This is a genomic window from Sphingomonas sp. A2-49 (assembly GCF_025548555.1).
Classification (GTDB): Bacteria; Pseudomonadota; Alphaproteobacteria; order Sphingomonadales; family Sphingomonadaceae; genus Sphingomonas.
On record NZ_JAJLPA010000038.1, the window covers coordinates 1 to 22,145 of the forward strand.

The 22,145-nt window shown below is 69.8% G+C and carries 24 protein-coding genes and 1 pseudogene; 15 read left to right on the forward strand and 10 right to left on the reverse strand.

Annotated features, from left to right (window positions below; genetic code table 11):
- From LPN01_RS18495 to LPN01_RS18515, 5 genes and pseudogenes are all read left to right on the forward strand, one after another.
- A pseudogene (locus tag LPN01_RS18495) lies at positions 1 to 535 on the forward strand (cell envelope biogenesis protein TolA); the annotation flags it as partial.
- Between the two features lie 79 nt (positions 536 to 614).
- The gene (gene tolB, locus LPN01_RS18500) at positions 615 to 1,997 is read left to right on the forward strand and encodes a Tol-Pal system beta propeller repeat protein TolB (protein ID WP_262829896.1); all 1,383 of its coding nucleotides are present in this window, start codon (positions 615 to 617) and stop codon (positions 1,995 to 1,997) included.
- A 55-nt stretch (positions 1,998 to 2,052) separates the two neighbouring features.
- Positions 2,053 to 2,574 carry a peptidoglycan-associated lipoprotein Pal gene (pal, locus tag LPN01_RS18505; protein WP_262829898.1) on the forward strand — a complete coding sequence of 174 codons (522 nt, stop codon included), beginning with the start codon at positions 2,053 to 2,055 and terminating at the stop codon, positions 2,572 to 2,574.
- A 106-nt stretch (positions 2,575 to 2,680) separates the two neighbouring features.
- On the forward strand, positions 2,681 to 3,577 hold the full coding sequence (locus tag LPN01_RS18510; RefSeq protein ID WP_410482855.1) for an SPFH domain-containing protein: 897 nt from the start codon (positions 2,681 to 2,683) through the stop codon (positions 3,575 to 3,577).
- A 10-nt stretch (positions 3,578 to 3,587) separates the two neighbouring features.
- On the forward strand, positions 3,588 to 3,794 hold the full coding sequence (locus tag LPN01_RS18515) for a toxin-antitoxin system HicB family antitoxin (RefSeq protein WP_262829900.1): 207 nt from the start codon (positions 3,588 to 3,590) through the stop codon (positions 3,792 to 3,794).
- Positions 3,795 to 3,857: 63 nt separating this feature from the next.
- Here LPN01_RS18515 and LPN01_RS18520 read toward each other — a convergent pair whose 3' ends face one another.
- Genes LPN01_RS18520 through LPN01_RS18535 form a run of 4 tightly spaced genes read right to left on the reverse strand, consistent with a single transcriptional unit; the run spans position 3,858 to position 7,913 of the window.
- Positions 3,858 to 4,718 (reverse strand): S1/P1 nuclease, encoded by an 861-nt coding sequence (locus LPN01_RS18520; RefSeq protein WP_262829901.1) that lies wholly within the window; start codon positions 4,716 to 4,718, stop codon positions 3,858 to 3,860.
- Positions 4,719 to 4,766: 48 nt separating this feature from the next.
- The gene (locus tag LPN01_RS18525; RefSeq protein WP_262829902.1) at positions 4,767 to 5,792 is read right to left on the reverse strand and encodes a DUF6624 domain-containing protein; all 1,026 of its coding nucleotides are present in this window, start codon (positions 5,790 to 5,792) and stop codon (positions 4,767 to 4,769) included.
- Between the two features lie 40 nt (positions 5,793 to 5,832).
- On the reverse strand, positions 5,833 to 6,762 hold the full coding sequence (locus tag LPN01_RS18530; RefSeq protein WP_262829903.1) for an isoaspartyl peptidase/L-asparaginase family protein: 930 nt from the start codon (positions 6,760 to 6,762) through the stop codon (positions 5,833 to 5,835).
- Complete coding sequence (locus LPN01_RS18535; protein WP_262829904.1) at positions 6,759 to 7,913, reverse strand: acyltransferase family protein; 1,155 nt, start codon at positions 7,911 to 7,913, stop codon at positions 6,759 to 6,761. Before LPN01_RS18535 ends, LPN01_RS18530 begins: the two co-directional genes overlap by 4 nt.
- A 65-nt stretch (positions 7,914 to 7,978) precedes the next feature.
- Here LPN01_RS18535 and ispG point away from each other — a divergent pair, with 65 nt between their 5' ends.
- Genes ispG through LPN01_RS18560 form a run of 5 tightly spaced genes read left to right on the forward strand, consistent with a single transcriptional unit; the run spans position 7,979 to position 11,111 of the window.
- Entirely contained in the window at positions 7,979 to 9,109 is a 1,131-nt protein-coding gene (ispG, locus tag LPN01_RS18540; RefSeq protein ID WP_262829905.1) for a flavodoxin-dependent (E)-4-hydroxy-3-methylbut-2-enyl-diphosphate synthase, read from the forward strand.
- A 22-nt stretch (positions 9,110 to 9,131) separates the two neighbouring features.
- Positions 9,132 to 9,365, forward strand: coding sequence for an AbrB/MazE/SpoVT family DNA-binding domain-containing protein (locus tag LPN01_RS18545; protein WP_262829906.1), 234 nt, complete (start codon positions 9,132 to 9,134; stop codon positions 9,363 to 9,365).
- The gene (locus tag LPN01_RS18550) at positions 9,362 to 9,742 is read left to right on the forward strand and encodes a type II toxin-antitoxin system VapC family toxin (RefSeq protein WP_262829907.1); all 381 of its coding nucleotides are present in this window, start codon (positions 9,362 to 9,364) and stop codon (positions 9,740 to 9,742) included. Before LPN01_RS18545 ends, LPN01_RS18550 begins: the two co-directional genes overlap by 4 nt.
- Positions 9,739 to 10,632, forward strand: a complete 894-nt coding sequence (locus tag LPN01_RS18555; RefSeq protein ID WP_262829908.1) for a DMT family transporter — start codon at positions 9,739 to 9,741, stop codon at positions 10,630 to 10,632. The genes LPN01_RS18550 and LPN01_RS18555 overlap by 4 nt, the downstream gene beginning before the upstream one ends.
- The gene (locus LPN01_RS18560; protein WP_262829909.1) at positions 10,629 to 11,111 is read left to right on the forward strand and encodes a GNAT family N-acetyltransferase; all 483 of its coding nucleotides are present in this window, start codon (positions 10,629 to 10,631) and stop codon (positions 11,109 to 11,111) included. The genes LPN01_RS18555 and LPN01_RS18560 overlap by 4 nt, the downstream gene beginning before the upstream one ends.
- Before the next feature lie 25 nt (positions 11,112 to 11,136).
- On the opposite strand, the gene LPN01_RS18565 is transcribed toward LPN01_RS18560, so the two are convergent.
- From LPN01_RS18565 to LPN01_RS18580, 4 genes are all read right to left on the reverse strand, one after another.
- Positions 11,137 to 11,298, reverse strand: coding sequence for a hypothetical protein (locus LPN01_RS18565; RefSeq protein WP_262829910.1), 162 nt, complete (start codon positions 11,296 to 11,298; stop codon positions 11,137 to 11,139).
- A gap of 100 nt (positions 11,299 to 11,398) precedes the next feature.
- Positions 11,399 to 11,980, reverse strand: a complete 582-nt coding sequence (ppa, locus tag LPN01_RS18570; protein ID WP_262829911.1) for an inorganic diphosphatase — start codon at positions 11,978 to 11,980, stop codon at positions 11,399 to 11,401.
- Between the two features lie 34 nt (positions 11,981 to 12,014).
- A complete protein-coding gene (locus LPN01_RS18575; protein ID WP_262829912.1) occupies positions 12,015 to 13,931 on the reverse strand; it encodes a M61 family metallopeptidase in 1,917 nt (638 codons plus the stop codon).
- A 66-nt stretch (positions 13,932 to 13,997) separates the two neighbouring features.
- Positions 13,998 to 14,651: a DUF1345 domain-containing protein gene (locus LPN01_RS18580; RefSeq protein ID WP_262829913.1), complete on the reverse strand. Its 654-nt coding sequence runs from the start codon at positions 14,649 to 14,651 to the stop codon at positions 13,998 to 14,000.
- Positions 14,652 to 14,701: 50 nt separating this feature from the next.
- On the opposite strand from LPN01_RS18580, the gene hisS reads away from it, so the two are divergent.
- From hisS to LPN01_RS18600, 4 genes are all read left to right on the forward strand, one after another.
- Positions 14,702 to 15,943: a histidine--tRNA ligase gene (gene hisS, locus LPN01_RS18585; protein ID WP_262829914.1), complete on the forward strand. Its 1,242-nt coding sequence runs from the start codon at positions 14,702 to 14,704 to the stop codon at positions 15,941 to 15,943.
- Between the two features lie 151 nt (positions 15,944 to 16,094).
- A complete protein-coding gene (prfA, locus tag LPN01_RS18590; RefSeq protein WP_262829915.1) occupies positions 16,095 to 17,174 on the forward strand; it encodes a peptide chain release factor 1 in 1,080 nt (359 codons plus the stop codon).
- 390 nt (positions 17,175 to 17,564) lie between these two features.
- Complete coding sequence (gene prmC, locus LPN01_RS18595; RefSeq protein ID WP_262829916.1) at positions 17,565 to 18,389, forward strand: peptide chain release factor N(5)-glutamine methyltransferase; 825 nt, start codon at positions 17,565 to 17,567, stop codon at positions 18,387 to 18,389.
- 280 nt (positions 18,390 to 18,669) lie between these two features.
- Positions 18,670 to 19,662: a DUF4167 domain-containing protein gene (locus LPN01_RS18600; protein ID WP_262829917.1), complete on the forward strand. Its 993-nt coding sequence runs from the start codon at positions 18,670 to 18,672 to the stop codon at positions 19,660 to 19,662.
- A 63-nt stretch (positions 19,663 to 19,725) separates the two neighbouring features.
- Here LPN01_RS18600 and LPN01_RS18605 read toward each other — a convergent pair whose 3' ends face one another.
- Positions 19,726 to 20,019: a hypothetical protein gene (locus LPN01_RS18605; RefSeq protein WP_262829918.1), complete on the reverse strand. Its 294-nt coding sequence runs from the start codon at positions 20,017 to 20,019 to the stop codon at positions 19,726 to 19,728.
- Between the two features lie 87 nt (positions 20,020 to 20,106).
- On the opposite strand from LPN01_RS18605, the gene LPN01_RS18610 reads away from it, so the two are divergent.
- Positions 20,107 to 20,535 (forward strand): CBS domain-containing protein, encoded by a 429-nt coding sequence (locus tag LPN01_RS18610; protein ID WP_262829919.1) that lies wholly within the window; start codon positions 20,107 to 20,109, stop codon positions 20,533 to 20,535.
- Here the strand turns inward: LPN01_RS18610 and LPN01_RS18615 are convergent.
- On the reverse strand, positions 20,532 to 22,040 hold the full coding sequence (locus tag LPN01_RS18615; protein ID WP_262829920.1) for a lipopolysaccharide biosynthesis protein: 1,509 nt from the start codon (positions 22,038 to 22,040) through the stop codon (positions 20,532 to 20,534). The genes LPN01_RS18610 and LPN01_RS18615 overlap by 4 nt on opposite strands.
- Positions 22,041 to 22,145: the final 105 nt, after the last annotated feature.

Here is a 22,145-nt window from a genome sequence, read left to right on the forward strand (position 1 = left end):
GGCCAGGCCCGCCCCGGCCGCCCCCGCGAAGACCGCGACCAAGGCGTCCGCCGCTCCGGCGCAACCGGCCGCCGCCAAGGGCACGGGCACCAAACCGGCCGCGACCGCGGCCAAACCGCGCGGATCGCGGCTGGGCGCGAACTTCCTGGAGGGGCTGACCAGCGAACCGTCGACCAGCACCTCGACCGCGCCACGCGCCGCCAAGATCGACGGCCGCGCGATGGCCTCGATCGTCCAGGCGATCGCGCGCCAGTTGCAGCCCTGCGCCGATCGGCAGGTCAATCCCGGTCCCGGCGCGAACGAGATCGTCACGACGCTCAACCTGCGCCTCAACGAGGACGGTACGCTCGCCGCGACGCCGCGGATGGTGCGGCAGGCCGGCGTCACCGACGAGAACGAACGCTACAAGCAGCGCGTCGTCGACCTGGGCGTCGCGGCGTTCAAGGGCTGTTCGCCGCTGAAGCTGCCCGCCGAATATTATTCGACGCCGTCGGGCGGCTGGAACAACATCAATTTCCAGTGGAAGATCCGGTGATGCGCGTGCGTGCAGACGGATCCCACGGCGTACACGGCACCGCATTGCGGGTGCGGAAGGGGTTTTCGGGAGGATGGTCATGATCCGGTCGTTGTTCGTCGCGCTCAGCGTCACCGTCGCGCTGCCGGCGCTCGCCCAAACCACTCCGCCCGCGCCGGCGCCCGCGCCGCAGGACCAGGCCGCGCCCGCCGGCCAGACGCCCGCACCGCTCGAGGTGTCGGTGACCGGCGGCGTATCGGCGCCGATGCCGATCGCGATCCCCGCGATGCCGACCGCGCAGGTGGTGTCGACGCCGGCGGGATCGACCGACGTGCTCGGCCGCCAGATGGCCGACATCATCGCCAACGACCTGAAGAATTCGGGCCTCTTCACCCCGCTCGGCGCCAATCGCCTGCGCGCGGTCGGCTTTCAGGAGGTCAACGCGCCCGCGTTCGACTATTGGGGCGGCACCGGCGCGCAGGCGCTGGTGCAGGGCTTCGTGCGCGCCAACGGCGACGGCAACCTGACGATCGGCTGCTATCTGTACGACGTCTTCTCGAAGGTCGAGCTGACCCGGTCGGGGTTCGTCGTCTCGCCCGGCGACTGGCGCCGTGCGGGGCACAAATGCGCCGACATGGTCTATTCGCGGCTGACCGGCGAGGGCCCCTATTTCGACAGCCGCGTCGTCTACGTCTCCGAAACCGGCCCCAAGGGCAAGCGGATCAAGCGGCTGGCGATCATGGACCAGGACGGCGCCAATCACCGCTTCCTGACCAACGGACAGTCGATCGTGCTGACGCCGCGCTTCGCGCCCAACCAGCAGTCGATCGTCTACATGAGCTACGAGAACGACCGGCCGTCGATCTACGTCTACGACCTCGGCTCCGGACGGCCGCGGCGGGTGGTGCAGAACGTCAGCCTGACCTTCGCACCGCGCTTCTCGCCCGACGGCCGCTGGATCCTGTTCTCGATGGCGCAGGGCGGCAACACCGACATCTATCGCGTGTCGAGCCAGGGGGGCACGCCGCAGCGGCTGACCACCTCGCCCGGCATCGATACCGGCGGCAGCTATTCGCCCGACGGCAGCCGCATCGCCTTCGAAAGCGACCGGTCCGGCGGGCAGCAGATCTATGTCATGAACGCCGACGGATCGGGCCAGCAGCGCATCAGCTTCGGCGGCGGGCGTTATGCGACGCCGGTGTGGAGCCCGCGCGGCGACCTGATCGCCTTCACCAAGCTGGGCGGCGCGTTCCGCATCGGCACGATGTCGCCGTCGGGCGGGGCTGAGAAGATCCTGACCAACGGCCAGGACGAGGGGCCGAGCTGGTCGCCCAACGGCCGCGTCATCACCTTCTATCGCTCCGGATCGGGCAGCGGCGGCAAGGCGGACCTGTGGATGGTCGACCTGACCGGACAGGTCGAGCGCCGCATCCCGACGCCGCTCGACGGGTCGGACCCCGCCTGGGGGCCATTGCGGCCATGACGTGTTATCAACGGGGGAGTTTCGGGGGCGGAACGATCACCACGGGAGAATTCGCATGACCAAGCTGACCCACACGCTGCTCGCCGCCGCGGCGCTCGCCTCGCTCGGCGCGTGCGCGCACAAGCCCAAGCAGCTGCCGCCACCCCCGGTTGATTCGACCGCCGACGCCAATACGCCGGCGCCGTCGAACGGCCCGGTCGATGGCGCGATCGTCCCCGGATCGGATGCCGACTTCCGCCGTTCGGTGACGTCGAACACCGTTTTGTTTGGGCTCGACCAGACCGACATCGATCCCGCGGCGCGCGCGATCCTCGACAGCCAGGCGTCGTGGCTGCAACGCTTCCCGCAGGTGCGCGCGACGATCGAGGGGCATGCCGACGAACGCGGCACGCGCGAATACAATCTCGGCCTGGGCGACCGCCGCGCCAATGCGGCCAAGAACTATCTGGTGGCGAAGGGAATCGATCCCTCGCGCCTGACCACGATCAGTTACGGCAAGGAACGCCCGGTCGCGCTGGGATCGGACGAATCGAGCTGGGCGCAGAACCGCCGCGCGGTGACGGTCGTCCTCAACTGACCTGCACGTCCGGCGCGATGCGACCGCCGCGTCGCGCCGGACGAGAATCGCCTTGCATCGCCCGTAATCCGATATAAATGTGATATCACATTTAATGGAGGACAGGGTGGTGGAACAGGGGAGTCTCACACGGTCGCAGGAACGGCGCGCGGGCACCGCGTCGGGTTATGCGATGCTGGCGATCGCCGCGGTGCTGGTGGCGATCGGGGGAATCGCCATCGTCCGGCTGGCGAACGAGCTGTCGCCGCCGATCATGGCGATCGTGCCGCTGGCCTGCGCGATCGGCACGGTGTTCATCGCCGCGGGCTTCTACATGCTGCAACCCAACCAGGCGGCGGCGATCACGCTGTTCGGCAGCTATGCCGGCACCGACCGGGTCAGCGGCCTGCGCTGGGTGCTGCCCTGGCTGATGCGGCGCAAGGTGTCGGTGCGCGCCAACAACGTCATTTCAGACCGGATCAAGGTCAACGACCTGCGCGGCAACCCGATCGAGATGGCGGCGCAGGTCGTCTGGCGCGTCACCGATACCGCACAGGCGCTGTTCGACGTCGACGACTATAAGGCGTTCGTGAACGTGCAGATCGAGGCGGCGGTGCGGACGATCGGCTCGCGCTACCCCTATGACGATTACGAGCATCAGGAGGTGACGCTGCGCGGCAACCACGATTCGGTCGGCGCGGAGTTGCGCACCGAACTGATCGCGCGGCTGCTGGTTGCCGGGATCACCGTCGACGAATGCGGCTTTACCCACCTCGCCTATGCGCAGGAGATCGCCGGCGCGATGCTGCGCCGCCAGCAGGCGCAGGCGGTGGTCGCGGCGCGCACCACGCTGGTCGAGGGCGCGGTGGGCATGGTCGAGCTCGCGCTGACGCAGCTGTCGGCGAAGAACGTCGTCGAGCTCGACGACGAGCGCCGCGCCGCCATGGTGTCGAACCTGATGGTGGTGCTGTGCGGCGAGCGCGATACCCAGCCCGTGGTCAACGCCGGCTCGCTGTACCAGTAAGCGGTACGGCATGGCGGCATCCCCCAAGAAGGCGTTTCCGCTGCGGCTCGATCCCCTGCTCTATGCGGCGATCGAGCGAGCGGCGGCGGGCGACCTGCGCAGCATCAACGCGCAGGTCGAATGCCTGCTGCGCGAGGCGCTGGCGCGGCGCGGGGTGAAGCTCGACGATCCGGTGGCGACGAAGCGCGGGCGACCGCCGAAGGCGGATCCGGGCTGAGGCGGAGGCGAGGGGGAGGGCGACGATCGTCACGGGGGGCGCGGAGGGCGACGGCCCCGCGCGTCAGCCCAGCGCCTGATCCAGCAATCGGGCGAGCCGCAGGCCGCCGCGTTCCACCTCCAGCCGCGCGACCGGCACGATCCGCGCGATCGTCGCATCGTCCAGCGTCACCTTCGCGGGCGAGGCTGCGCAGGGGTCGCCCTTCAGCGCGCTGGCATAGACGACGTCGTGCGCGACCTGCCACGATTCGCGGCTCCAGTCGGCGACCGTGCCCGCGGCGATGCGGCGGCGTTCGGCAGCGGGATAGCGGCGCACCAGCGACGGCCCGCTGGTGATCGCGCGCTCGGCGAGCGTGCCGTCCCACACCGAATGCAGGTTGAAGCGCCTGGGGCTGTAGCTGCCATAAGCGGCGGCAAGGTCGTTGCCGCCCTTGTCGTGCTTTTCGCCGGCATGGAGCGGCTGGTGCAGGTCGCCGACGAAGTGGATCAGGAACACCAGTGCCTGCGCCCGGTCCTTCGGGCTCGCGCGGCGGTCCTTCAGGACCGCGACGTCCCGGGTGATCTGGGCGGAGACGCAATTGCCGTCCCTGCACGCATCCGCCAGCGTGAACGGCGCGCAGATGTCGACGTCCTGGAAATGCCAGTTGTAGGCATAGCCGAAGCGCGACTTGCCGTCGGCGCCCTTCAGCGGCTTGACGCAATCGGCCCAGGTGCTGGCGCCTTCCATGGTCGTGGCGGGGCATTCCGGCGTATCGAGCCGCGGCGTCTCGGCGAGCAGGCGGCGGATCTCGACGCGGGTGCGCGGCGCGACATTGGCATAGGCGATCCGCGCGACGGTCTGATGCCCGAACTCCCAATAGGCGCCGGCCGGCGCGGCGAGGACGAACGCCGGCAGCGCGGCGACGACGAAGCGAAGGATTTTCATGGGGATGGCTTTAGCGACGGATGGGTCGCGGCAGAAGCGCCTTTCCCGTCAATGCGGCTGTGGCGGGCAGGGGCCGTAGTTCCGGCGGATCCGCTCACCGTTCTCCGCCAGCGTGCCGAGGCCGGCCTCGGCGCGATACGCATCGACCTTGCCCGCGTCCTCGAGGGTGAACGGCGCCCAGCTGCCGGTGGCGCAGCTCCATTGCGTGCCGTAGCGCTGCCTGCCGGTGAGTTGCAGCATGACGCGATCGCGGAGCAGCGCGTAATTGTCCTTTGCCACCGCACCGCGCGCCGCGAGCGGCTCCATCAGGCGCAGCATGCGCAGCTGGAAGACGGGATCGTCGTCGGCGTGCTGGACGAGCAGCCAGGCGTTGGCCGACGCCGCCATGCCGACCGTGGCGATCGTCGGCCAGCCGTGCTCCGCGACCACGGTCTTCATCCATAGGGTGTTGGCGGCATCGCGGCGCTGGATCGCGACCCAGGTCAGGCTGCGCACGATCCCCTGTTCCATCGCGTCGAGCGGCGGCGCGCCCTTATACTCCCCCTCGTTCCACGCCATCGACAGCCGCAGCACCTGATCGGTGATCGGCCGCGCGTCGAGCCGCGCGGGCAGGCCGTCGCCGTTCCCGCCATCCGCCACCCCCTGCGCGAGGCCGGCGGACCAGACGATCGCCGCCGCGACACGCCGGCCGCTCGCCAGCTTCGCCTGGAACCGCGCCCAGTCGCGCCCCATCGACCCTTGCGGAAACGCCATGGTCACCGCGCCGCACAGCGGGTCGCCATAGCTACCGACATGGATCGCCGGTTCCGGAATGCCGGCGCGGACCAGATCCGCGCGGACCGCGTCCGTCGCCGCCGTGCGGCATCGCTTCAGCCACGCGTCGGTGTCGACCCAGGCGGCGACCTGCGCCGGCGTCGCCCCGTCGAACAGGCCGCGCAGCCAGCCGAAATCGCCGGGATCGAAGCGCCCGTCGCGGATATAGGGCGCCAGCCCGGCGGGCGGCGGCGGCGCCTCGGCGGTGGCGATCAGGGCGGCCGGCAGGGCGGCGGGCAGGAGCGCGAGGCGGCGGATCATCCCGCCAGCATCGCCATCGATCGTGGCGAAACCGCGACGCTCATTCGTCGCCGTAGACCGCGACCTCGCGCACGCCCGATTCGGTGGCGCGGGCGCGGTACATGCCGGGGGTGGTGAAGCTCCACACCGCGGCGCCCGCCGGGTCGGTGACGATGACGCCGCCGGTGCCCCCGAGCGCGCGGACCTCCGCCATCACCGCGTCGGCGGCGGTCTGCGTGTCCTCGCCGAGCAGGCGGATGCGCGCGCCGATTTCGTGCCCGACGCCGATGCGGATGAAGAATTCGCCCGACCCGGTGCAGGATACCGCCGACGATCGGTCGTCGGCATGCGTGCCCGCGCCGATCAGCGGCGAGTCGCCGATCCGGCCCCAGCGCTTGCCGGTGACCCCGCCGGTCGAGGTCGCGGCGGCGAGATGTCCCGCGGCGTCGCGTGCCACTGCGCCGACCGTGCCGTATTTCATGTCGATGTCGAAGGCATCGGCATTGCGCGCCAGCAACTCGTCGAGCTGGCGGCGGCGCTCCTCGGTCGCGAACCAGCCCGGTTCGGCGGTGGCGAGCCCCTGTTCGCGGGCGAAGCGTTCGGCGCCCTCGCCGCCGAGCAGGACGTGCGGGCTCGCCTCCATCACCCGCCGGGCGAGACCGACGGGCGAGCGGGTGGCGGTGATCCCCGACACCGCGCCCGCCGCGCGGGTGCGCCCGTCCATGATCGCGGCGTCGAGTTCGATCGTCCCGTCGCGGGCGAAGGCGGCGCCGCGGCCCGCGTTGAAGTGCGGATCCTCCTCCAGCACGCGCACCGCCGCCTCGACCGCGTCGAGCGCGGGCCCGCCGGCGCGCAGCACGGCGACGCCGGCGTCGAGCGCGCGGCCCAGGCCGGCGCGGACGCCGGCGTCCTGATCGGCGGTCAGCCGGTGGCGCTCGATCGATCCGGCGCCGCCGTGGATCACCAGCGACCAATGGGGACTGTCGGTCATGCTATCGCCTTGTGCGGGTGGGGAAGGGCGCGCAACCCGATCAACGGCCGCAGCGGCGCGATCCGGCGTCCGGCCAGGTAGAACAGCCAGCATCCCGCGACGGTCGCGGCGACGAGCACGGCGAACTCGGCCCCGCCGGGCAATCCGGCGGGGGTCAGCCAATAGGCGACGAGCACGATGATGGTCTGATGGACGAGGTAGAAGGGGAACACCGCCTCGGTCAGCATCGGCCGCAGGCGCGCGTCGCGGTTCCAGTGGCGTTCGGCGAGGCCGACCAGCGCGACGATCGTCCCCCATTGCTGCACCGCATGCGCAGCGCCGTAGGCGGGATAGAGCCAGCGCGGCGTGCCGCCGTCGGGCGCCAGTTCCACCGCGAGGATGAAGGCATAGCCGGCAACGCCCATCGCCGCCCCGATCCAGCGCCAGCGGACGCAGGCCGCCAGCACGCGCGCCGACCCCGCCAGCGCGAAGCCGAACAGGAACGCGGGCAGATAGCTGAGGTGCGCCATCAGGTCGTGCGCCGGATCGTGCGTCTCGTATCCCATCGGGAACCACCAGGCGTGGATGCACACCAGCCACGCCGCCGGCACCAGCAGCAGCGCCGGGCCGTCGAACACCGCATCGAACGCCGCCTGCGCGCGGCGCCAGCGCACCGCCGCCACCAGCAGCGCCAGCACGGCGGTGTAGAGCCACAGGTACAGCACGAACCACAGATGGTTGAGCGCGGGCAGCGCGATCCCGCCGAGCGTGCCGAAGCGGAAGTCATCGCGGACCCAGAACGTCGCGAAGCCGCCGGCATAGCCATGCTGCGTCACCAGCTCGACCCAGGATTGCGGCGGCACGACGACCGCGACGCCGAACGCGAGCGGCACCAGCAGCCGCATCGTCCGCTGGCGCAGGAAACCGCCGATCCCCGGCGCGCGGGTCAGCAGCGCGCGGCTGGCATAGCCCGACACGACGAACAGCAGGCTGAGCCGCCATGCGTTGACCGCGAGCATCGGCAGCACCGCCCATTCGGCGCCGTGCGCGCTCTTGGCATGGAAGCCCCAGGGCACGAACACCATGCCGACGTGATAGACGATCAGGATCGCGAAGGCGGCGACGCGCAGCCAGTCGAGGCCGTAATGGCGGGGGATGGGCGCGCGCGACATGAAAACCGGGCCCTGCCTACACCACCGCCTTTGAACCGCAACCCGGCTGCTGTATATGCGACCCCATGTCCTTACGTCCGTGGCGCGACATCGTCCGCCGTCCGAGCCGCCAGATCATGGTCGGCAACGTTCCCGTGGGTGGCGACGCCCCGGTCACCGTGCAGACGATGACCAACACGCCGACGCCCGACATCCGCGCCACGATCGACCAGATCCGGCGCTGCGAGGAGGCGGGGGTGGACATCATCCGCGTGTCCTGCCCCGATACCGATTCGACCGCCGCGTTGAAGCAGATCGTGCGCGGCAGCCGCGTGCCGATCGTCGCCGACATCCATTTCCACTACAAGCGCGCGCTGGAGGCGGCCGATGCGGGCGCGGCCTGCCTGCGGATCAATCCGGGCAACATCGGGTCGAGCCAGCGCGTCGCCGAGGTGGTGCGCGCCGCCAAGGCCAACGGCTGTTCGATCCGGATCGGCGTCAACGGCGGCAGCCTGGAAAAGGACCTGCTGGAAAAATACGGCGAACCCTGTCCGGACGCGCTGGTCGAGAGCGCGCTCGATCATATCAAGCTGCTCCAGGACCACGATTTCCACGAATACAAGGTCGCGGTGAAGGCGTCCGACCTGTTCCTGGCGGTCGCCGCCTATCAGCAGCTGGCCGAGGCGGTGGATTGCCCGCTGCACCTCGGTATCACCGAGGCGGGCGGGTTCGTCGGCGGCACGGTGAAGTCGGCGATCGGCATCGGCAGCCTGTTGTGGTTCGGCATCGGCGACACGATCCGCGTCTCGCTGTCGGCCGAGCCCGAGGACGAGGTGCGCGTCGGCTTCGAGATCCTGAAGGCATTGGGCATCCGCAACCGCGGTGTCCGGGTCGTGTCCTGTCCCAGTTGCGCGAGGCAGGGATTCGACGTGATCCGCACCGTGCAGGCGCTGGAGGAACGGTTGCAGCACATCCGCACGCCGATGAGCCTGTCGGTGCTCGGCTGCGTCGTCAACGGCCCCGGCGAGGCGCGCGAGACCGACATCGGCATCACCGGCGGCGGCAACGGCAAGCACATGGTCTATCTGTCGGGCGTCACCGACCACCACGTCCAGGACGCGGACATGGTCGACCATATCGTCCGGCTGGTCGAGGCGAAGGCCGCCGAGATCGAGGCGGCGGACGCCGCCGCGCAGCAGGCGGTGGCGGCGGAATAACGTCCGTGTTACGCGTCCATCCATGACCTATCACGCCGAACTGTCCGCGGATGGCAGCCTGCCGCTGCCCGAGGAACTGGTGCGTGCGCTCGGGCTGATGCCTGGCGATCGCGTCAGCGTCGATCGGTCGGGGAGTGCGATCGTGGTGCGGCGGGACGATGGTCGGGATGCCGCCATCGACCGATTGCGGGAAACGATGAAGGGTTACAGCGTCGACCGGTTCCTCGCCGAACGGCGCGCCGACTGGGGCGAATGACCAAGGTCGTCGACAGTTCCGTCCTGCTTGCCGGCATGCTGGGCGAGGAAGGCGGCGACGTGCTCGATCTGCCGCGCGAGGTGTTCCACGTGTCGGCGGTGAACCTCGCCGAGGTCTATACCAAGATCCTGGAGCGGGGCGGCACCGCCGCGGACGTCGATCTGTACCTGCGTCCGCTGCCGTTGCGTATCCGCCGGTTCGACGAAGGGCTGGCGCGCGAGGTCGGGCGGTTGCGTCCGCTGACCGTGCATCTCGGCCTGTCGCTCGGCGACCGCGCCTGCCTTGCGCTCGGACTGCGCCTCGGGCTGCCGGTGCTGACCGCGGACCGCAAATGGTCGGGCCTCGATCTCGGCATCGACGTTCGACTGGTACGATGACCCGACCGACGTCGTCGATCGTCGCCTTCGGCGTCGCCGCGGGCGGGATCGCCGTCTATTCGGCGATGGATGCGATCATGAAGGGGCTGTCGATCGCCAGCGGCGCCTATGCCGCGGTACTGTGGCGCTCGCTCGCCGGGGTCGCGCTGCTCGCGCCGCTGTATCTCGCGAAACGCCGGCCGTGGCCGAGCGCGCAGGCGTTCCGGCTGCATCTGGCGCGCGGCGCGACCGGGGGCGCGTCGGTGCTGCTGTTCTTCTGGGGGCTGGTGCGCGTACCGATGGCGCAGGGCGTGGCGCTGACCTTTCTCGCGCCGCTGATCGCGTTGTTCCTCGCCGCGCTGACGCTCGGCGAGCGAATCCGTCGCGCCGCGATCGGCGGATCGCTGGTCGCGAGCCTCGGCGTGCTCGCGATCGCGGCGGGGCAGGTGCAGGCGCGCGCGTCCGAACAGACGGTGCTGGGGAGCGTCGCGATCCTGATCGCCTCGGTACTCTATGCCGGCAGCCTCATCCTGCTGCGGCGGCAGGCGCAGGCGGCGGATGCGCTGGAAGTCGCGCTGTTTACCAGCATCGTGCTCGGCGGCCTGCTGCTCGCCGGCAGCCCGTGGTTCGGCGGCATGCCGACGCCGGCGCAGGCGCCCGCGATCCTCGGCGCCGCGGTGCTGGGATCGATATCGGCGGTGGCGCTCGCCTGGGCCTATGCGCGTGCGGAGGCGCAGGTGCTGGCGCCGGTCGAATATACCGCCTTCGTCTGGTCGGCACTGTTCGGCTGGCTGGTGTTCGCCGAGCGCGTCTCGCCCTGGACCGTCGCGGGCGCCCTGCTCATCATCCTCGGATGCCTGGTCGCGGTACGCAAGCGCGTGGCCGGCCCCCAAACGGAAGCCGCCTTATGATCCGCCCCGCCACGCTCGCCGATGTCGGCACCATCCTGCGCTTCGTGCGCGATCTCGCCGCGTTCGAGCGCGAACCCGATGCGGTGGCGGCGACCGAGGACATGCTGGCGGAAGCGCTGTTCGGCCCGCACCCGGCGGCCGAGGCGGTGATCGCCGAGGATGCGCGCGGGCCGCTGGGCTTTGCGCTGTTCTTCCACAATTTCTCGACGTGGACGGGGCGGCGCGGCCTGTATCTCGAAGACCTGTACGTCACGCCGGAGGCGCGCGGCACGGGCGTCGGCACGGCGTTGTTGCGCCACCTCGCCGCGCTGGCGGTGGCGCGCGTGTGCGGACGGTTCGAATGGTCGGTGCTCGACTGGAACGCCGATGCCATCGCCTTCTATCGCGCGATGGGCGCAGTGGGGCAGGACGAATGGACCGTCCAGCGGGTGGAGGGCGATCCGCTGCTGCGGCTGGCCGCGGGCGAGGATCGTCCGTGACGCGTGGTCACGGGCCGTCCCTGCCTCAACGCCTGCAATGTCCGTCCCGGTCCTTGGAACGGCACTGATTGCACAGTTCGCCCGTGGTGGGCTTGCCCGACTGTTCCTTGAAGTCGCCGGTCGGCCACAACGAACAATTGGTGCAGAAATGCCAGGTGTCGAACCCGTTGCGGCGGCGGTAGGTCATGCTTCCCTCTCCCTTGCTGTTCGCAAGGGTTAGGCGAAAGCCCGATCACGTCCGAGCGAAGTCGCCTCCGCATTGGACGTGATCTTGTATCTACAAGGACTTAGCCTTCGCGGCCGGGGACGTCGTGATTGTGCGGTTCCTCGCCCTGCGCCTTCGCCTCGTCATAGCGCTGGACGGCTTCCAGCGTGATGCGGCGTGCCTCGTCGCGGTCGCCCCAGACGCCGACGCGCACCCACTTCTTCTTTTCGAGATCCTTGTAGTGCGTGAAGAAGTGCTCGATCTGTTCGAACACGATCTCGGGCACATCGGCGCGGCCGTCGACGTTGGAATAATAAGGGAAGACCTCGTCGACGGGGACGCAGACGAGCTTTTCGTCGCCGCCGGCCTCGTCCTCGAGGTTCAGCACCGCGATCGGCCGCGCGCGCACGACGCAGCCGGGGATGAACGGCGAGCGCGCGATCACCAGCGCGTCGAGCGGATCGCCGTCGGGCGACAGCGTGTGCGGCACGAAGCCGTAGTTCGCCGGATAGCGCATCGGCGTGTGGAGGATGCGATCGACGAACAGCGCACCCGACGCCTTGTCGAATTCATACTTCACGGGCTCGCCGCCGGTCGGCACCTCGATGATGACGTTGAGGTCGTCGGGCGGGCTCTTGCCGACCGGAATCAGATCGATACGCATGAAAGTCCCTTGTCGTAACCGTGCCCGCTGCCCTTCAGCGTGGCGAAAGAAGCCTGTCGAGCCCGGTTTCGCCGGTGCCGACCTTCTCGAGGCGCGGATAGCGGGGCCCGCCGTGATAGTCGATGGCGACTTCGCGGTAGCGTGGCCCGTTTCGGACCAGCAGCCGGATCGGGTCCTTCGTCGTCTGCGCGGCGACGATCGCGGCCTTCATCGCATCGCCGCTATAGGCCACGCCGTTGACCGCCTGCACCATTGTGCCGACGTCCAGCCCCGCCTTGAATGCCGGGCTGTCCCACGTCACCACGCCGATCTCGCCATCCTTGCCGATCGACAGGCCGACCGACCAGGTGACGTTGATCGTGCCGGATTTTTCCGTGTTGGTGATGTATCTGGTCGGCTGCGGTCCATAGACGAGCTTGTAGCCGTTCATCGCGAAGCCATCGACCGGGGCGGGCTGGCCCGTCTCGGTGATCCGCTTCTTCAGGAACCCGGCCCAGTCGTAAGGCTGGATCGCGTTGAGCGTCGCGGCGACGTCGTCGAACGTATAGGTCAGCTCGCCCCAGTCGCCGTCGCGCACGCCGAAGAAGGCGCGGGCGAAATCGTCGATCGACTTGGCGCCGCCCGACTGCCGGCGGAGCATCGCGTCGACCTCCATCCAGACCATCAGGCCCTCGTTGTAATAATCCTCGCTGCGCTGCCAGCTGGTCCAGCCCTTGGGCCGGCGCGACGAGATGATCGGATCGTTGGTCGTGTCGAGCAGGTTGCGCCACTGCCGCGCCGGCGCGAGATCATAGGCGCCGGCGATGCCGGCATAGGCATCGAGCGTGTCCTGCTTGCTGACGAGGCCCGAGCGCGTCTGGAGCACATAGCCCCAGAATTGCGTCTGCCCCTCGTACACCCACAGCAGCGAATCGCGCATCGGCGTGCGGAAATCGGGCGTCCACAGGTCGGCGCCGCGGCGGAACTTGCCGTCCCAGCTGTGCGTGAATTCGTGCGGCAGCAGGTTGCGCGCGGCGACGTTCGCATCCCATTCGGTGAAATAGGTCGGCCGCGATCCGTTCTCGGAACTGCGATGATGCTCCAGCCCGATGCCGCCGAGCTGGTCGCTGAGCGACAGCAGGAATTCGTAATGGTCGTAATGCTGCGCGCCGAAGGTCTTGACCGCCTGATCGACCAGCCGCCGGTGCGCCTCGATCTGTTCGGGCTTCGCGGCGAGCAGCTCGGGCGAATCGGCGAAGACGTTGAGGTCGACGCGCGGCGACAGCGCCCAGGTCTTGCCGTAGCGGCCCGCGAGCACCGGCGAATCCACGAGGATCTCGTAGTTCGTCCTGTCGTAGGTATAGGTCGATCCCGCCGCCTTGGCGGGGATCGCGCCCGCCGCGGTCCAGCCGGCGGGGAACTTCACCGTCATCTGCACCGGGATCTGGCGGGTGTAATAGCCGGCGGGATAGAGGCTCACCGAATTGGGTTGCAGGCTGATGAGGTTGGGGGTCGCGACGATCCGCCCCTGGTCGGTCTTGGTCGCGGACAGGAACTGGAATTCCGCGTCGAGCACCTTCACGCCCGCGGGCACGTCGATATGGAAGGCGAAGACGTCGCCGGTGTCGCGCGTCCACGGCAGGATGCGGCCGTTGCCGCGGATGACCAGCCCGGCGAGTTTCTCGATCTCGCCGCGCGGCGTGTGCGCACCGGGGAGCCACTTCGGGAACAGCAGCGCCATCGGCCCCGGGCGCGCGACCGGGATCGTCTCGCGGACGCGGAAGATGCCGCGTTCGGTGTCGGTCGCGTCGACGTCGAGCTTGAGCGTGCCGGGATAGGGGATGTCGCGGGCGGCCGGGATCGTATCCGTGATCGGCACCGGCTGCGGCGCGCTGTTGCCCGCGGGCACCTGCGCCAGTGCGGGCACGGCGACGGACACGAAAAGGGACGCGACGGCGAACTTGCGGATCATGGAGGACCTTCGGCGAAATATTGTTGCGGCGGGTGTAAGCGCGCAAAAGGCCAGCCGTCCAGTCCTTTACCCGCCGCCGCCGCCCAGCACGTTGATCGTGAACGCGAGCACGCCGAGGTTGAAGACGAACGCCGCGAGACACTGGCCGAGCACCACGCGACGGATGCGCCGCGCGGTGATCGACACGTCGGACGTCTGGAAGGTCATGCCGAGCGTCGCGCTGAAATACAGGAAGTCCCAATAGTCGGGCTCGTCGCACGCCGGGAATTCCAGCCCGCCGGCGTCCCCCTTGTCGTCGGGCAGGTAGAACAGGTGCGCATAGTGCAGCGCATAGACCATGTTGGAGAACAGCCAGGCGAGTACCAGCGTGGCGATCACCAGCGCGATCGCCATCGCGTCGTTGCGCCCCTTGAGCTCGCCCGCCACCGCGACCAGGATGATGATCGTCGTGGCGAAGGTGATGCCCAGCAGCAGCGCGCGGTTGGCGTCGTTGTCGCGCGCCGCGCGGCGCATGCGGTCCGCGCTGGCATGTGCGAACAGCGTCGTTACCGATGCGAGGAACACCGCGGCGGCGACGTCGAACGCCGCCATCGCGCCCCGGCCCGACCCCAGCCACGGCACGAACCCCGCGAGCCCCGCGCCGAACAGCAGCACGAACAGCGCGAAACGCGGCGGTGCCACGCGGCTGCCGATCCCCCAGAAGCGTTGCCGGTCCGTCATCGGCGAAATGCTAGCGCTTGCCGCACGTCTCGCCTAGATAGCGCAGCCCTATGGCCCGTATCGAAACGCCGCGCCGGGTGCGCGGCACCCAGGACATCTTCGGCGAGGAACAGCGCCGCTTTTCCCATGTGCTCGACACGTTCGAGCGCGTGCGGCGGCTCTATTGCTTCGGCCGCGTCGACCTGCCCGTGTTCGAGGCGACCGAGGTGTTCGCCCGGTCGATCGGCGAGACGACCGACGTCGTGTCGAAGGAGATGTATACCTTCCCCGACCGGGGCGGCGATTCGCTGACCCTGCGCCCGGAATTCACCGCCGGCATCGCGCGCGCCTTCCTGACCGAGGGCTGGCAGCAATATGCGCCGCTGAAGGTCACGACCAGCGGCGCGGTGTTCCGCTACGAACGCCCGCAGAAGGGGCGCTATCGCCAGTTCCACCAGATCGACGCGGAGATCCTGGGCGCGCCCGAGCCCGCCGCGGACGTCGAACTGCTGGTGATGGCGGACCAGCTGCTGCGCGAACTGGGCATCGCCGACGGCGTGACGTTGCAGCTCAACACGCTGGGCGATGCCGAGACGCGCGAGGCGTGGCGCGCCGGGCTGGTCGCACATTTCGAGGCGCACAGGGCGGAATTGTCGGAGGACAGCCTGACCCGGCTCGACAAGAACCCGATGCGCATCCTCGATTCCAAGGACCCGCGCGATCGCCCGATCGCCGATGCGGCGCCGGACATCGACGCCTATCTGACCCCGGAGGCGCGAACGTTCTTCGACGCGGTGACCGCCGGGCTGGATGCGGCGGGCGTCGCCTGGACGCGCAACGCGCGGCTGGTGCGCGGGCTCGACTATTACCGGCATACCGCGTTCGAATTCGTCACCGACCGGCTCGGCGCGCAGGGCACGGTACTGGCCGGCGGGCGCTACGACGGGCTGGTCGAGAGCCTGGGCGGCGCGCCGACCGCGGGCGTCGGCTGGGCGGCGGGCGTCGAGCGGCTGGCGATGTTGGTGGACGAGCCGGCGGTTGAGCACCCAACCGTAGCGGTGGTCCCGCTCGACTTGTCTTTTGAGACAATAGCGATGGGTTATGCCGCCAATCTCCGCCGACAGGGGCTGACGGTTCACACCGATTTCCGCGGGAACGCCAAGAAGCGCATGCAGAGGGCCGCTTCCGCGGATGCGACCCACGTCATCTTCGTAGGGCCGACCCTGATCGAAGGCAGTGTTACGATCAAGACCATGGCGACTGGAGAGCAACGCAACATCGGTGCAGCCGAAGTCATAGAGGCGCTACGGTGATGGCTATCGTTATCCTCCCCTGCAAGGGGAGGGGGACCGCGACGCGCAGCGGCGTGGTGGAGGGGGTTCTCCACGAAGCACGTCCTTTGGGGATGCCCCCCTCCACCATGCTGCGCATGGTCCCCCTCCCCGTGCCGGGGAGGATCGCGGCATGACCACCATCTCCCCCGAACGGATCGCGCAGATCGAAGCGCGGCGCGACGAGTTGCAGGCGCTGATGGCGACCGGCGAGCTGGCCAGCGACCGCTTCGTCGCGGTGTCGAAGGAATATGCCGAGCTGGAACCCGTCGCCGCGGCGGCGGGCGAGGTGCGGCGGCTGCGGCAGGAGGCGGACAGCCTCGCCTGGATGGCCGAGGATACCGGCGACGAGGAACTGCGCCAGATGGCGGCCGAGGAGCTGCGCGACAACGCCCGTGCGCTCGATGCCGCCGACCGCCGCCTCGCGCTCGCGCTGCTGCCGCGCGACGCCGCCGACGAGCGTGCCGCGATGCTGGAGATCCGCGCCGGCACCGGCGGCGACGAGGCCGCGCTGTTCGCCGGCGACCTGTTCCGCATGTACCAGCGCTATGCCGAAGGGCAGGGCTGGCGGGTCGAACTCATCAGCGGTTCGTCCTCCGACGCGGGCGGGTTCAAGGAGGTCGTCGCCTCGGTCACGGGATCGGGCGTGTTCGCCCGGCTGAAGTTCGAGGCGGGCGTCCACCGCGTCCAGCGCGTCCCCGCGACCGAGGCGGGCGGGCGCATCCACACCTCGGCGGCGACGGTCGCGGTGCTGCCCGAGGCGGAGGATGTCGACGTCCGCATCGACGAGGCGAAGGACCTGCGCATCGACGTCTATCGCTCGTCGGGGCCGGGCGGCCAGTCGGTCAACACGACCGACAGCGCGGTACGCATCACCCACCTGCCCACCGGCCTCGTCGTCATCCAGCAGGACGAAAAGTCGCAGCACAAGAACAAGGCCAAGGCGCTGAAGGTGCTGCGCACCCGCCTGTACGAGGCGGAGCGCGAACGGCTGGCGAGCGAACGGTCCGGCACGCGCAAGGCGATGGTCGGGTCCGGCGACCGGTCCGAACGCATCCGCACCTACAATTTCCCGCAGGGGCGGGTGACTGACCACCGCATCAACCTGACGCTGCACCGGCTGCCCGAGATCATGGCCGGCGAGATGGACGAACTGATCGGCGCGCTGATCGCGCAGGACGAGGCGGAGCGGCTGGCCTCGCTGGATGGCTGACATCGGGCGTCGAAAATATCCATCGCCCGGCCGCTGCGTCTGCCGTTGCCGCGAAGGAGTGTCGGGGTCGACCCTGCGGCGAGGGAAGACGCCTGGCGGCGGCGGGACGCGCTCCCTCAACAAGCCGTGGCTGAGCGAGGGCGCGACAGCGTCGAGACAGAAAAAGGGGGTTCACGCGGAGGCGCGGAGGCGCGGAGATGTTTCGCCCCTCGCGGGAGCCCCCCTCCATCACCCGGGTGCGGTACGCGCTTCGACGGGCAGGGATTGCAGCGGCTGCGCCGAGCGCAACCCTCCGCGCCCTCCGCGCCTCCGCGTGAATCCACTGTTCTGCGCGTCTTCGCGTCTTTGCTCGAACGTCACCGGCTCCTGCCGTGACGGGGTAGCTCACGCATGACACCCCTCCGCATCGCCCTCTCGGACGCTGCGGCGCGGTTCGCGTTTTCCGATACCGCGCGGCTCGATGCCGAACTGCTGATGGCGCACGCGCTCGGCCTCGATCGCAGCGCGATGCTGCTCGACATGGACCGGCCGGTGCCCCCCGCGTTCGCCGCGCTGGTCGAGCGCCGCGCGGCACGCGAACCGGTCGCGTACATCACCGGCACCCGCGGCTTCTGGACGATCGACCTTTCGGTCGGGCCCGGCGTGCTGATCCCGCGGCCGGACAGCGAGACGTTGCTGGTTGCCGCCGCGGCGCATTTCGCCGCCCGCGCCCCGGCGACGGTCCTCGATCTCGGCACCGGTCCGGGCACGCTGCTGCTCGCCGCGCTCGACGAATGGCCGGCGCGGGGGCTGGGGGTCGACCGCTCGGCGGCGGCGCTGGGCTATGCCGTGCGCAACGCCGCGACGCTCGGCATGGCAGGGCGCGCCGCCTTCGTGGCGGGCGACTGGGGTGGTGCGATCGACGGCACGTTCGATCTCGTCCTCGCCAACCCGCCCTATATCGGGACCGGCGAAGCGCTGCCCGACGAGGTGCGCGGGCACGAGCCCGCCGCCGCGCTGTTCGCGGGCGAGGACGGGCTCGACGACTATCGCATCCTCGCCCGGCAGCTGCCGCGGCTGATCGCGCCCGGCGGCTGCGCCGCGGTGGAGATCGGCCATCGGCAGGCCGCGGCGGTGGGCGCGCTGTTCGCGGCGCAGGGTCTGTCCAGCGTCGTGCACCGCGATCTCGGCGACCGTGACCGGTGCCTGCTCGTGACCGTGCCGCCACAGGGTTGAAAGAAGCGGCACGCGCCCTCATATTTCACTTGTAGGAACGGTCCATCGCCAGCTATTGGTCGGGCCGGGGCACGCACCATCAACGAATAACGGGGTTGATCGTAGGGCGCTGACCCGCATCCTTCGTCATGAAGCCGCTGAAGTCCGGTGGCCGTGGCAGGCTCGAGCGTCGCCGAAGGCACGCCGCGACCCGGAGGGTTGCACCGTTGACCGGGAGCACAGGCCGTCGTGGCCGAACGGGTTTTGAGGACCAGATACACTCTGATCGTGGGACAGTAGCTTGATCAACAATCGGCAGAACGGTCGCCGTCGCGGCCGTGGCGGTAACAATGGTGGCAGCGGTGGCGGCAACGGGCCGCGCCAGGGTGGCCAGGGACGGCCGGACAACGGCAACCGCATCGACAGCCGCGCACGCGGCAATGCGAACCAGCTGTTCGAAAAGTACAAGAACCTGGCCGGCGAGGCGCAACGCCAGGGCGATCGCGTCAACACCGAATATTACCTCCAGTTCGCCGATCATTACTTTCGCGTGATCGCAGACCAGCGTGGCCGCTTCGAAGACAACAGCCAGCCGCGCCGCCAGCAGCCGTTCGACCTCAACGACGACGACGATTACGGCGACGAGGGCGAGCCGATCCGCGCCGGCGAACAGGACGGCGAGGGCCAGCAGCGCGAGCAGGGCCAGCGCGACCAGAACCAGCGCGACGGCCGCGACCAGCAGCGCGACGAGCGCCCGCAACGTCGCGATCGCCAGGACGGCGACCAGCGCCAGGCGCGCAACTGGGACGATCGCGGCAATGCCAACGGCAACGCGAATGGCAACCGCGAGGATCGCGGCAATCGCGACGCCAACCGTGAGGATCGTCCGCAGCAGCGCGAGGAGCGCGCCCAGCGCGACGATCGCCCGCAGCGCGAGGATCGCGTCCGGCGTCCGCGGCAGGAGGCCGGCGATGCACCGGTCGAGGTCGCCGGCCAGCGTCGTGCCGATCCGCTCGCGGACGGGGAAACGCTCGCCGACCGGACCGAGGCGGTGCTGGAGGCGGATGCACCCGCACTCGCCCCCCGTCCCCGCCGCGGTCGTCCGCGCCGCGACGCGCAGGTCGAGGGCGTGGCCACGGCGCCGGCCGAGACGGAAGGCAACGGCGTCGATGCCGATCGCCTGCCGCCGTCGCTGAACATCGCCGCAGCGAACGACGCCGACGACGAAGCACCCAAGCCGCGTCGCCGCCGCGTCGCGCGGACGCCCGCCGCGGAAGCGCCCGCCGCCGAATAGGCCGCGCTCCGCGCCATGTGCCTGCCGGGGCCGGTTCCTTCGCGGGAACCGGCCCTTTTCGTGTCAGCGGGTTTCGTCGCGATGGACGCGCTCGACATCCTCATCGTGCCCGGTGCCGGAGCTGAGGAACACCAGTCCCATCAGCGCGCCCGCCATCGCGATCGATCCGCCGACCCCGCCGATCACCGCCAGCATGGTGACGAGCCGCAGCGGACCGTGCACCCAGGCGAGCGCCGCGATCACGCCCGCGCTGCACAGCCCCGCGACCGCGATCATCCACGCCATGATGCTGCGGAACCGGTGCCAGGCGTGCGCCGCCTGGGCGGGGTCGTCCAATCCTGTCGGGGTATCGCGCATCCTTTTGCCAATGCGCCGCAAACGTGGTCTGCTCAATCCCGCACCGCGTTCACGGCACGAAAGGCGGGCATGGCAAGGAGAGGAAGCATGACGATTGCGGCAATCCTGCGTGGCAAAGGCAGCGACGTGGTCTCGCTGGCCGGCGACGCGACGGTGGGTCAGGCGGTGGCGCTGCTCGCCGAACGACGGATCGGTGCGGTCCCCGTCGTCGACGGCGCGGCCGTCGTCGGCATCTTCTCCGAACGCGACGTGGTCCACTGCCTTGCCGCGCACGGTCCCGCGGCGCTCGACCGGACGGTGGCGGAGGTCATGACCCGGCCGGTGCAGAGCGTCGCCCCGACCGAACCCGCGATCGGCGCCTTGTCGCTGATGACCCGTCGCCGCATCCGCCACCTGCCGGTGGTCGACGACGGGCGGATGGTCGGCTTCGTCTCGATCGGCGACCTCGTCAAATACCGCATCGACCGGATCGAGGCCGATGCCGCGGCGATGCGCGACTATATCCAGCAGAGCTAGGTGGCGGCGGCGGGCACCGGTCGCCTGCGCACCAGCGCGACGAGCTCGCGCACCGTGTCGCGCGCGAACAGCAGCAGCCACGCGCCATAGGTCGCCGCGCCGACCGCCACGAGCACCGCAAGCCGCAACCGCGCATCGAGCGGCGGCAACGCATGATCGACGCCGGTCACCACCAGCGCCATGCCGATCGCCGCGGCCGCGGACGGGGCGATCGCATCCGCCAGCGCGCGGACGCTCGCGCCGATCACCGGCAGCGACCGCCACGTCGAGGCCGCGAGGTACAGGGGATAGGCCGCGATCCAGCTCCATGCGAGCCCGACCGGTCCCCAGCGGACTCCGACGGCAAAGGCGGCGGCGAGCAGCGCGGCACCGACCGCGCCGTTGCGCGCGCCGATCCCCGGCCGGCCGCGCGCGTCGCAGGCGGGCGAATAGAGCACCTGCACCGTCATGAACGGCATCGCGAGCGCGATCAGCCGCACCACCGGCACCACCTCCGCCCATTTCGCGTCGAGCGCGGTCAGCACCAGCGGCTCCGCGGTCGCCGCCAGCCCCAGGTAGAAGGGCATGGCGACGAGCATGATGACCCGCACCGACCGGACGAACGCCCGCCCGACCGCGCCCTCGTCGTGCTGGATCCGCGCATAGGCGCTGAACGCGACCTCGTTGAGCGGCGGCACGAACTTGGCGACGAAGATCTGCGCGAGGAACAGCGCGGTCGTATAGATGCCGAGCTGGTGCGCGTCGAACCGGCGCCCGGCGATGAACACGTCCGCCTGGCTCTGCAAAAACCAGAAGAACTGCCCCGCCGCCATCACGCCGCCGTACCGCGCAAGATGCCCCGCGCCACGAAAGTCGAACGCCGGCCACATCAGCGAGCGTGCGCCCCAGGTCAGCATGATCGCGCGCACCGTGTAGAGCGCGATCGGCGCCCAGACGAGCGTCCACACCCCCAGCCCGAGCGAGGCACCGGCGAGCGCGGTCGTCGCCCCCGCCAGCGAGGCGGCGACGTTGGCGGCCGCTTGGCGCCGGAACTCCATCGCCCGGCTCAGCAACGCATAGGGCAGCGCGGTAAACGGCGTGACGACATAGATGATCGCCTGCGCGCGCAGCAGCTGCGCCACCTCGGGCTGGCGGTAATAGGCGGCGGCGAGCGGTGCGATCAGGAGCTGCGCGATGCCGAGCGATGCGTTGAGTGCGACGAGCATGCCGAACAGCTGCCGCACCTGCCGCGGCGTCACGTCGTCGCGCTGGATCAGGCCGCTGGCGAGGCCGTAGCCGTTGAGCATGTTGAGGAAGACCAGCACCACCCCGGTCATCGCATAGAGGCCGTAGTCGCGCGGATCGAGGATGCGGATGACGAGGAACGTCGCCGCCCATTGCACGATCTGCGCAAGGATCTGGCTGCCCGATCTCCACAGGACGGCGCGCCGCACCTGGGCGCCGATCGATTCGGGGACGCCCTTCGATTCGGTAGGGGCGGCAAGGCGATTCGGAGACGAAGGCATGGTCCGGCGGGTATAGGACCGTCGCCCTTCACATCGCGTAAACCGCGCTTTTCCGTGTGGTTCCACCAATGTGACAGAAAAACTATGATTTCCGTATTGACGGTG

Coding starts and splice junctions, on each gene's coding strand:
- tolB (WP_262829896.1), top strand. CDS start 615: ATGATCCGGTCGTTGTTCGTCGCGCTCAGCGTCACCGTCGCGCTGCCG.
- pal (WP_262829898.1), top strand. CDS start 2,053: ATGACCAAGCTGACCCACACGCTGCTCGCCGCCGCGGCGCTCGCCTCG.
- LPN01_RS18515 (WP_262829900.1), top strand. CDS start 3,588: ATGGCGGCATCCCCCAAGAAGGCGTTTCCGCTGCGGCTCGATCCCCTG.
- LPN01_RS18520 (WP_262829901.1), bottom strand. CDS start 4,718: ATGAAAATCCTTCGCTTCGTCGTCGCCGCGCTGCCGGCGTTCGTCCTC.
- LPN01_RS18525 (WP_262829902.1), bottom strand. CDS start 5,792: ATGATCCGCCGCCTCGCGCTCCTGCCCGCCGCCCTGCCGGCCGCCCTG.
- LPN01_RS18530 (WP_262829903.1), bottom strand. CDS start 6,762: ATGACCGACAGTCCCCATTGGTCGCTGGTGATCCACGGCGGCGCCGGA.
- LPN01_RS18535 (WP_262829904.1), bottom strand. CDS start 7,913: ATGTCGCGCGCGCCCATCCCCCGCCATTACGGCCTCGACTGGCTGCGC.
- ispG (WP_262829905.1), top strand. CDS start 7,979: ATGTCCTTACGTCCGTGGCGCGACATCGTCCGCCGTCCGAGCCGCCAG.
- LPN01_RS18545 (WP_262829906.1), top strand. CDS start 9,132: ATGACCTATCACGCCGAACTGTCCGCGGATGGCAGCCTGCCGCTGCCC.
- LPN01_RS18550 (WP_262829907.1), top strand. CDS start 9,362: ATGACCAAGGTCGTCGACAGTTCCGTCCTGCTTGCCGGCATGCTGGGC.
- LPN01_RS18555 (WP_262829908.1), top strand. CDS start 9,739: ATGACCCGACCGACGTCGTCGATCGTCGCCTTCGGCGTCGCCGCGGGC.
- LPN01_RS18560 (WP_262829909.1), top strand. CDS start 10,629: ATGATCCGCCCCGCCACGCTCGCCGATGTCGGCACCATCCTGCGCTTC.
- LPN01_RS18565 (WP_262829910.1), bottom strand. CDS start 11,298: ATGACCTACCGCCGCCGCAACGGGTTCGACACCTGGCATTTCTGCACC.
- ppa (WP_262829911.1), bottom strand. CDS start 11,980: ATGCGTATCGATCTGATTCCGGTCGGCAAGAGCCCGCCCGACGACCTC.
- LPN01_RS18575 (WP_262829912.1), bottom strand. CDS start 13,931: ATGATCCGCAAGTTCGCCGTCGCGTCCCTTTTCGTGTCCGTCGCCGTG.
- LPN01_RS18580 (WP_262829913.1), bottom strand. CDS start 14,651: ATGACGGACCGGCAACGCTTCTGGGGGATCGGCAGCCGCGTGGCACCG.
- hisS (WP_262829914.1), top strand. CDS start 14,702: ATGGCCCGTATCGAAACGCCGCGCCGGGTGCGCGGCACCCAGGACATC.
- prfA (WP_262829915.1), top strand. CDS start 16,095: ATGACCACCATCTCCCCCGAACGGATCGCGCAGATCGAAGCGCGGCGC.
- prmC (WP_262829916.1), top strand. CDS start 17,565: ATGACACCCCTCCGCATCGCCCTCTCGGACGCTGCGGCGCGGTTCGCG.
- LPN01_RS18605 (WP_262829918.1), bottom strand. CDS start 20,019: ATGCGCGATACCCCGACAGGATTGGACGACCCCGCCCAGGCGGCGCAC.
- LPN01_RS18610 (WP_262829919.1), top strand. CDS start 20,107: ATGACGATTGCGGCAATCCTGCGTGGCAAAGGCAGCGACGTGGTCTCG.
- LPN01_RS18615 (WP_262829920.1), bottom strand. CDS start 22,040: ATGCCTTCGTCTCCGAATCGCCTTGCCGCCCCTACCGAATCGAAGGGC.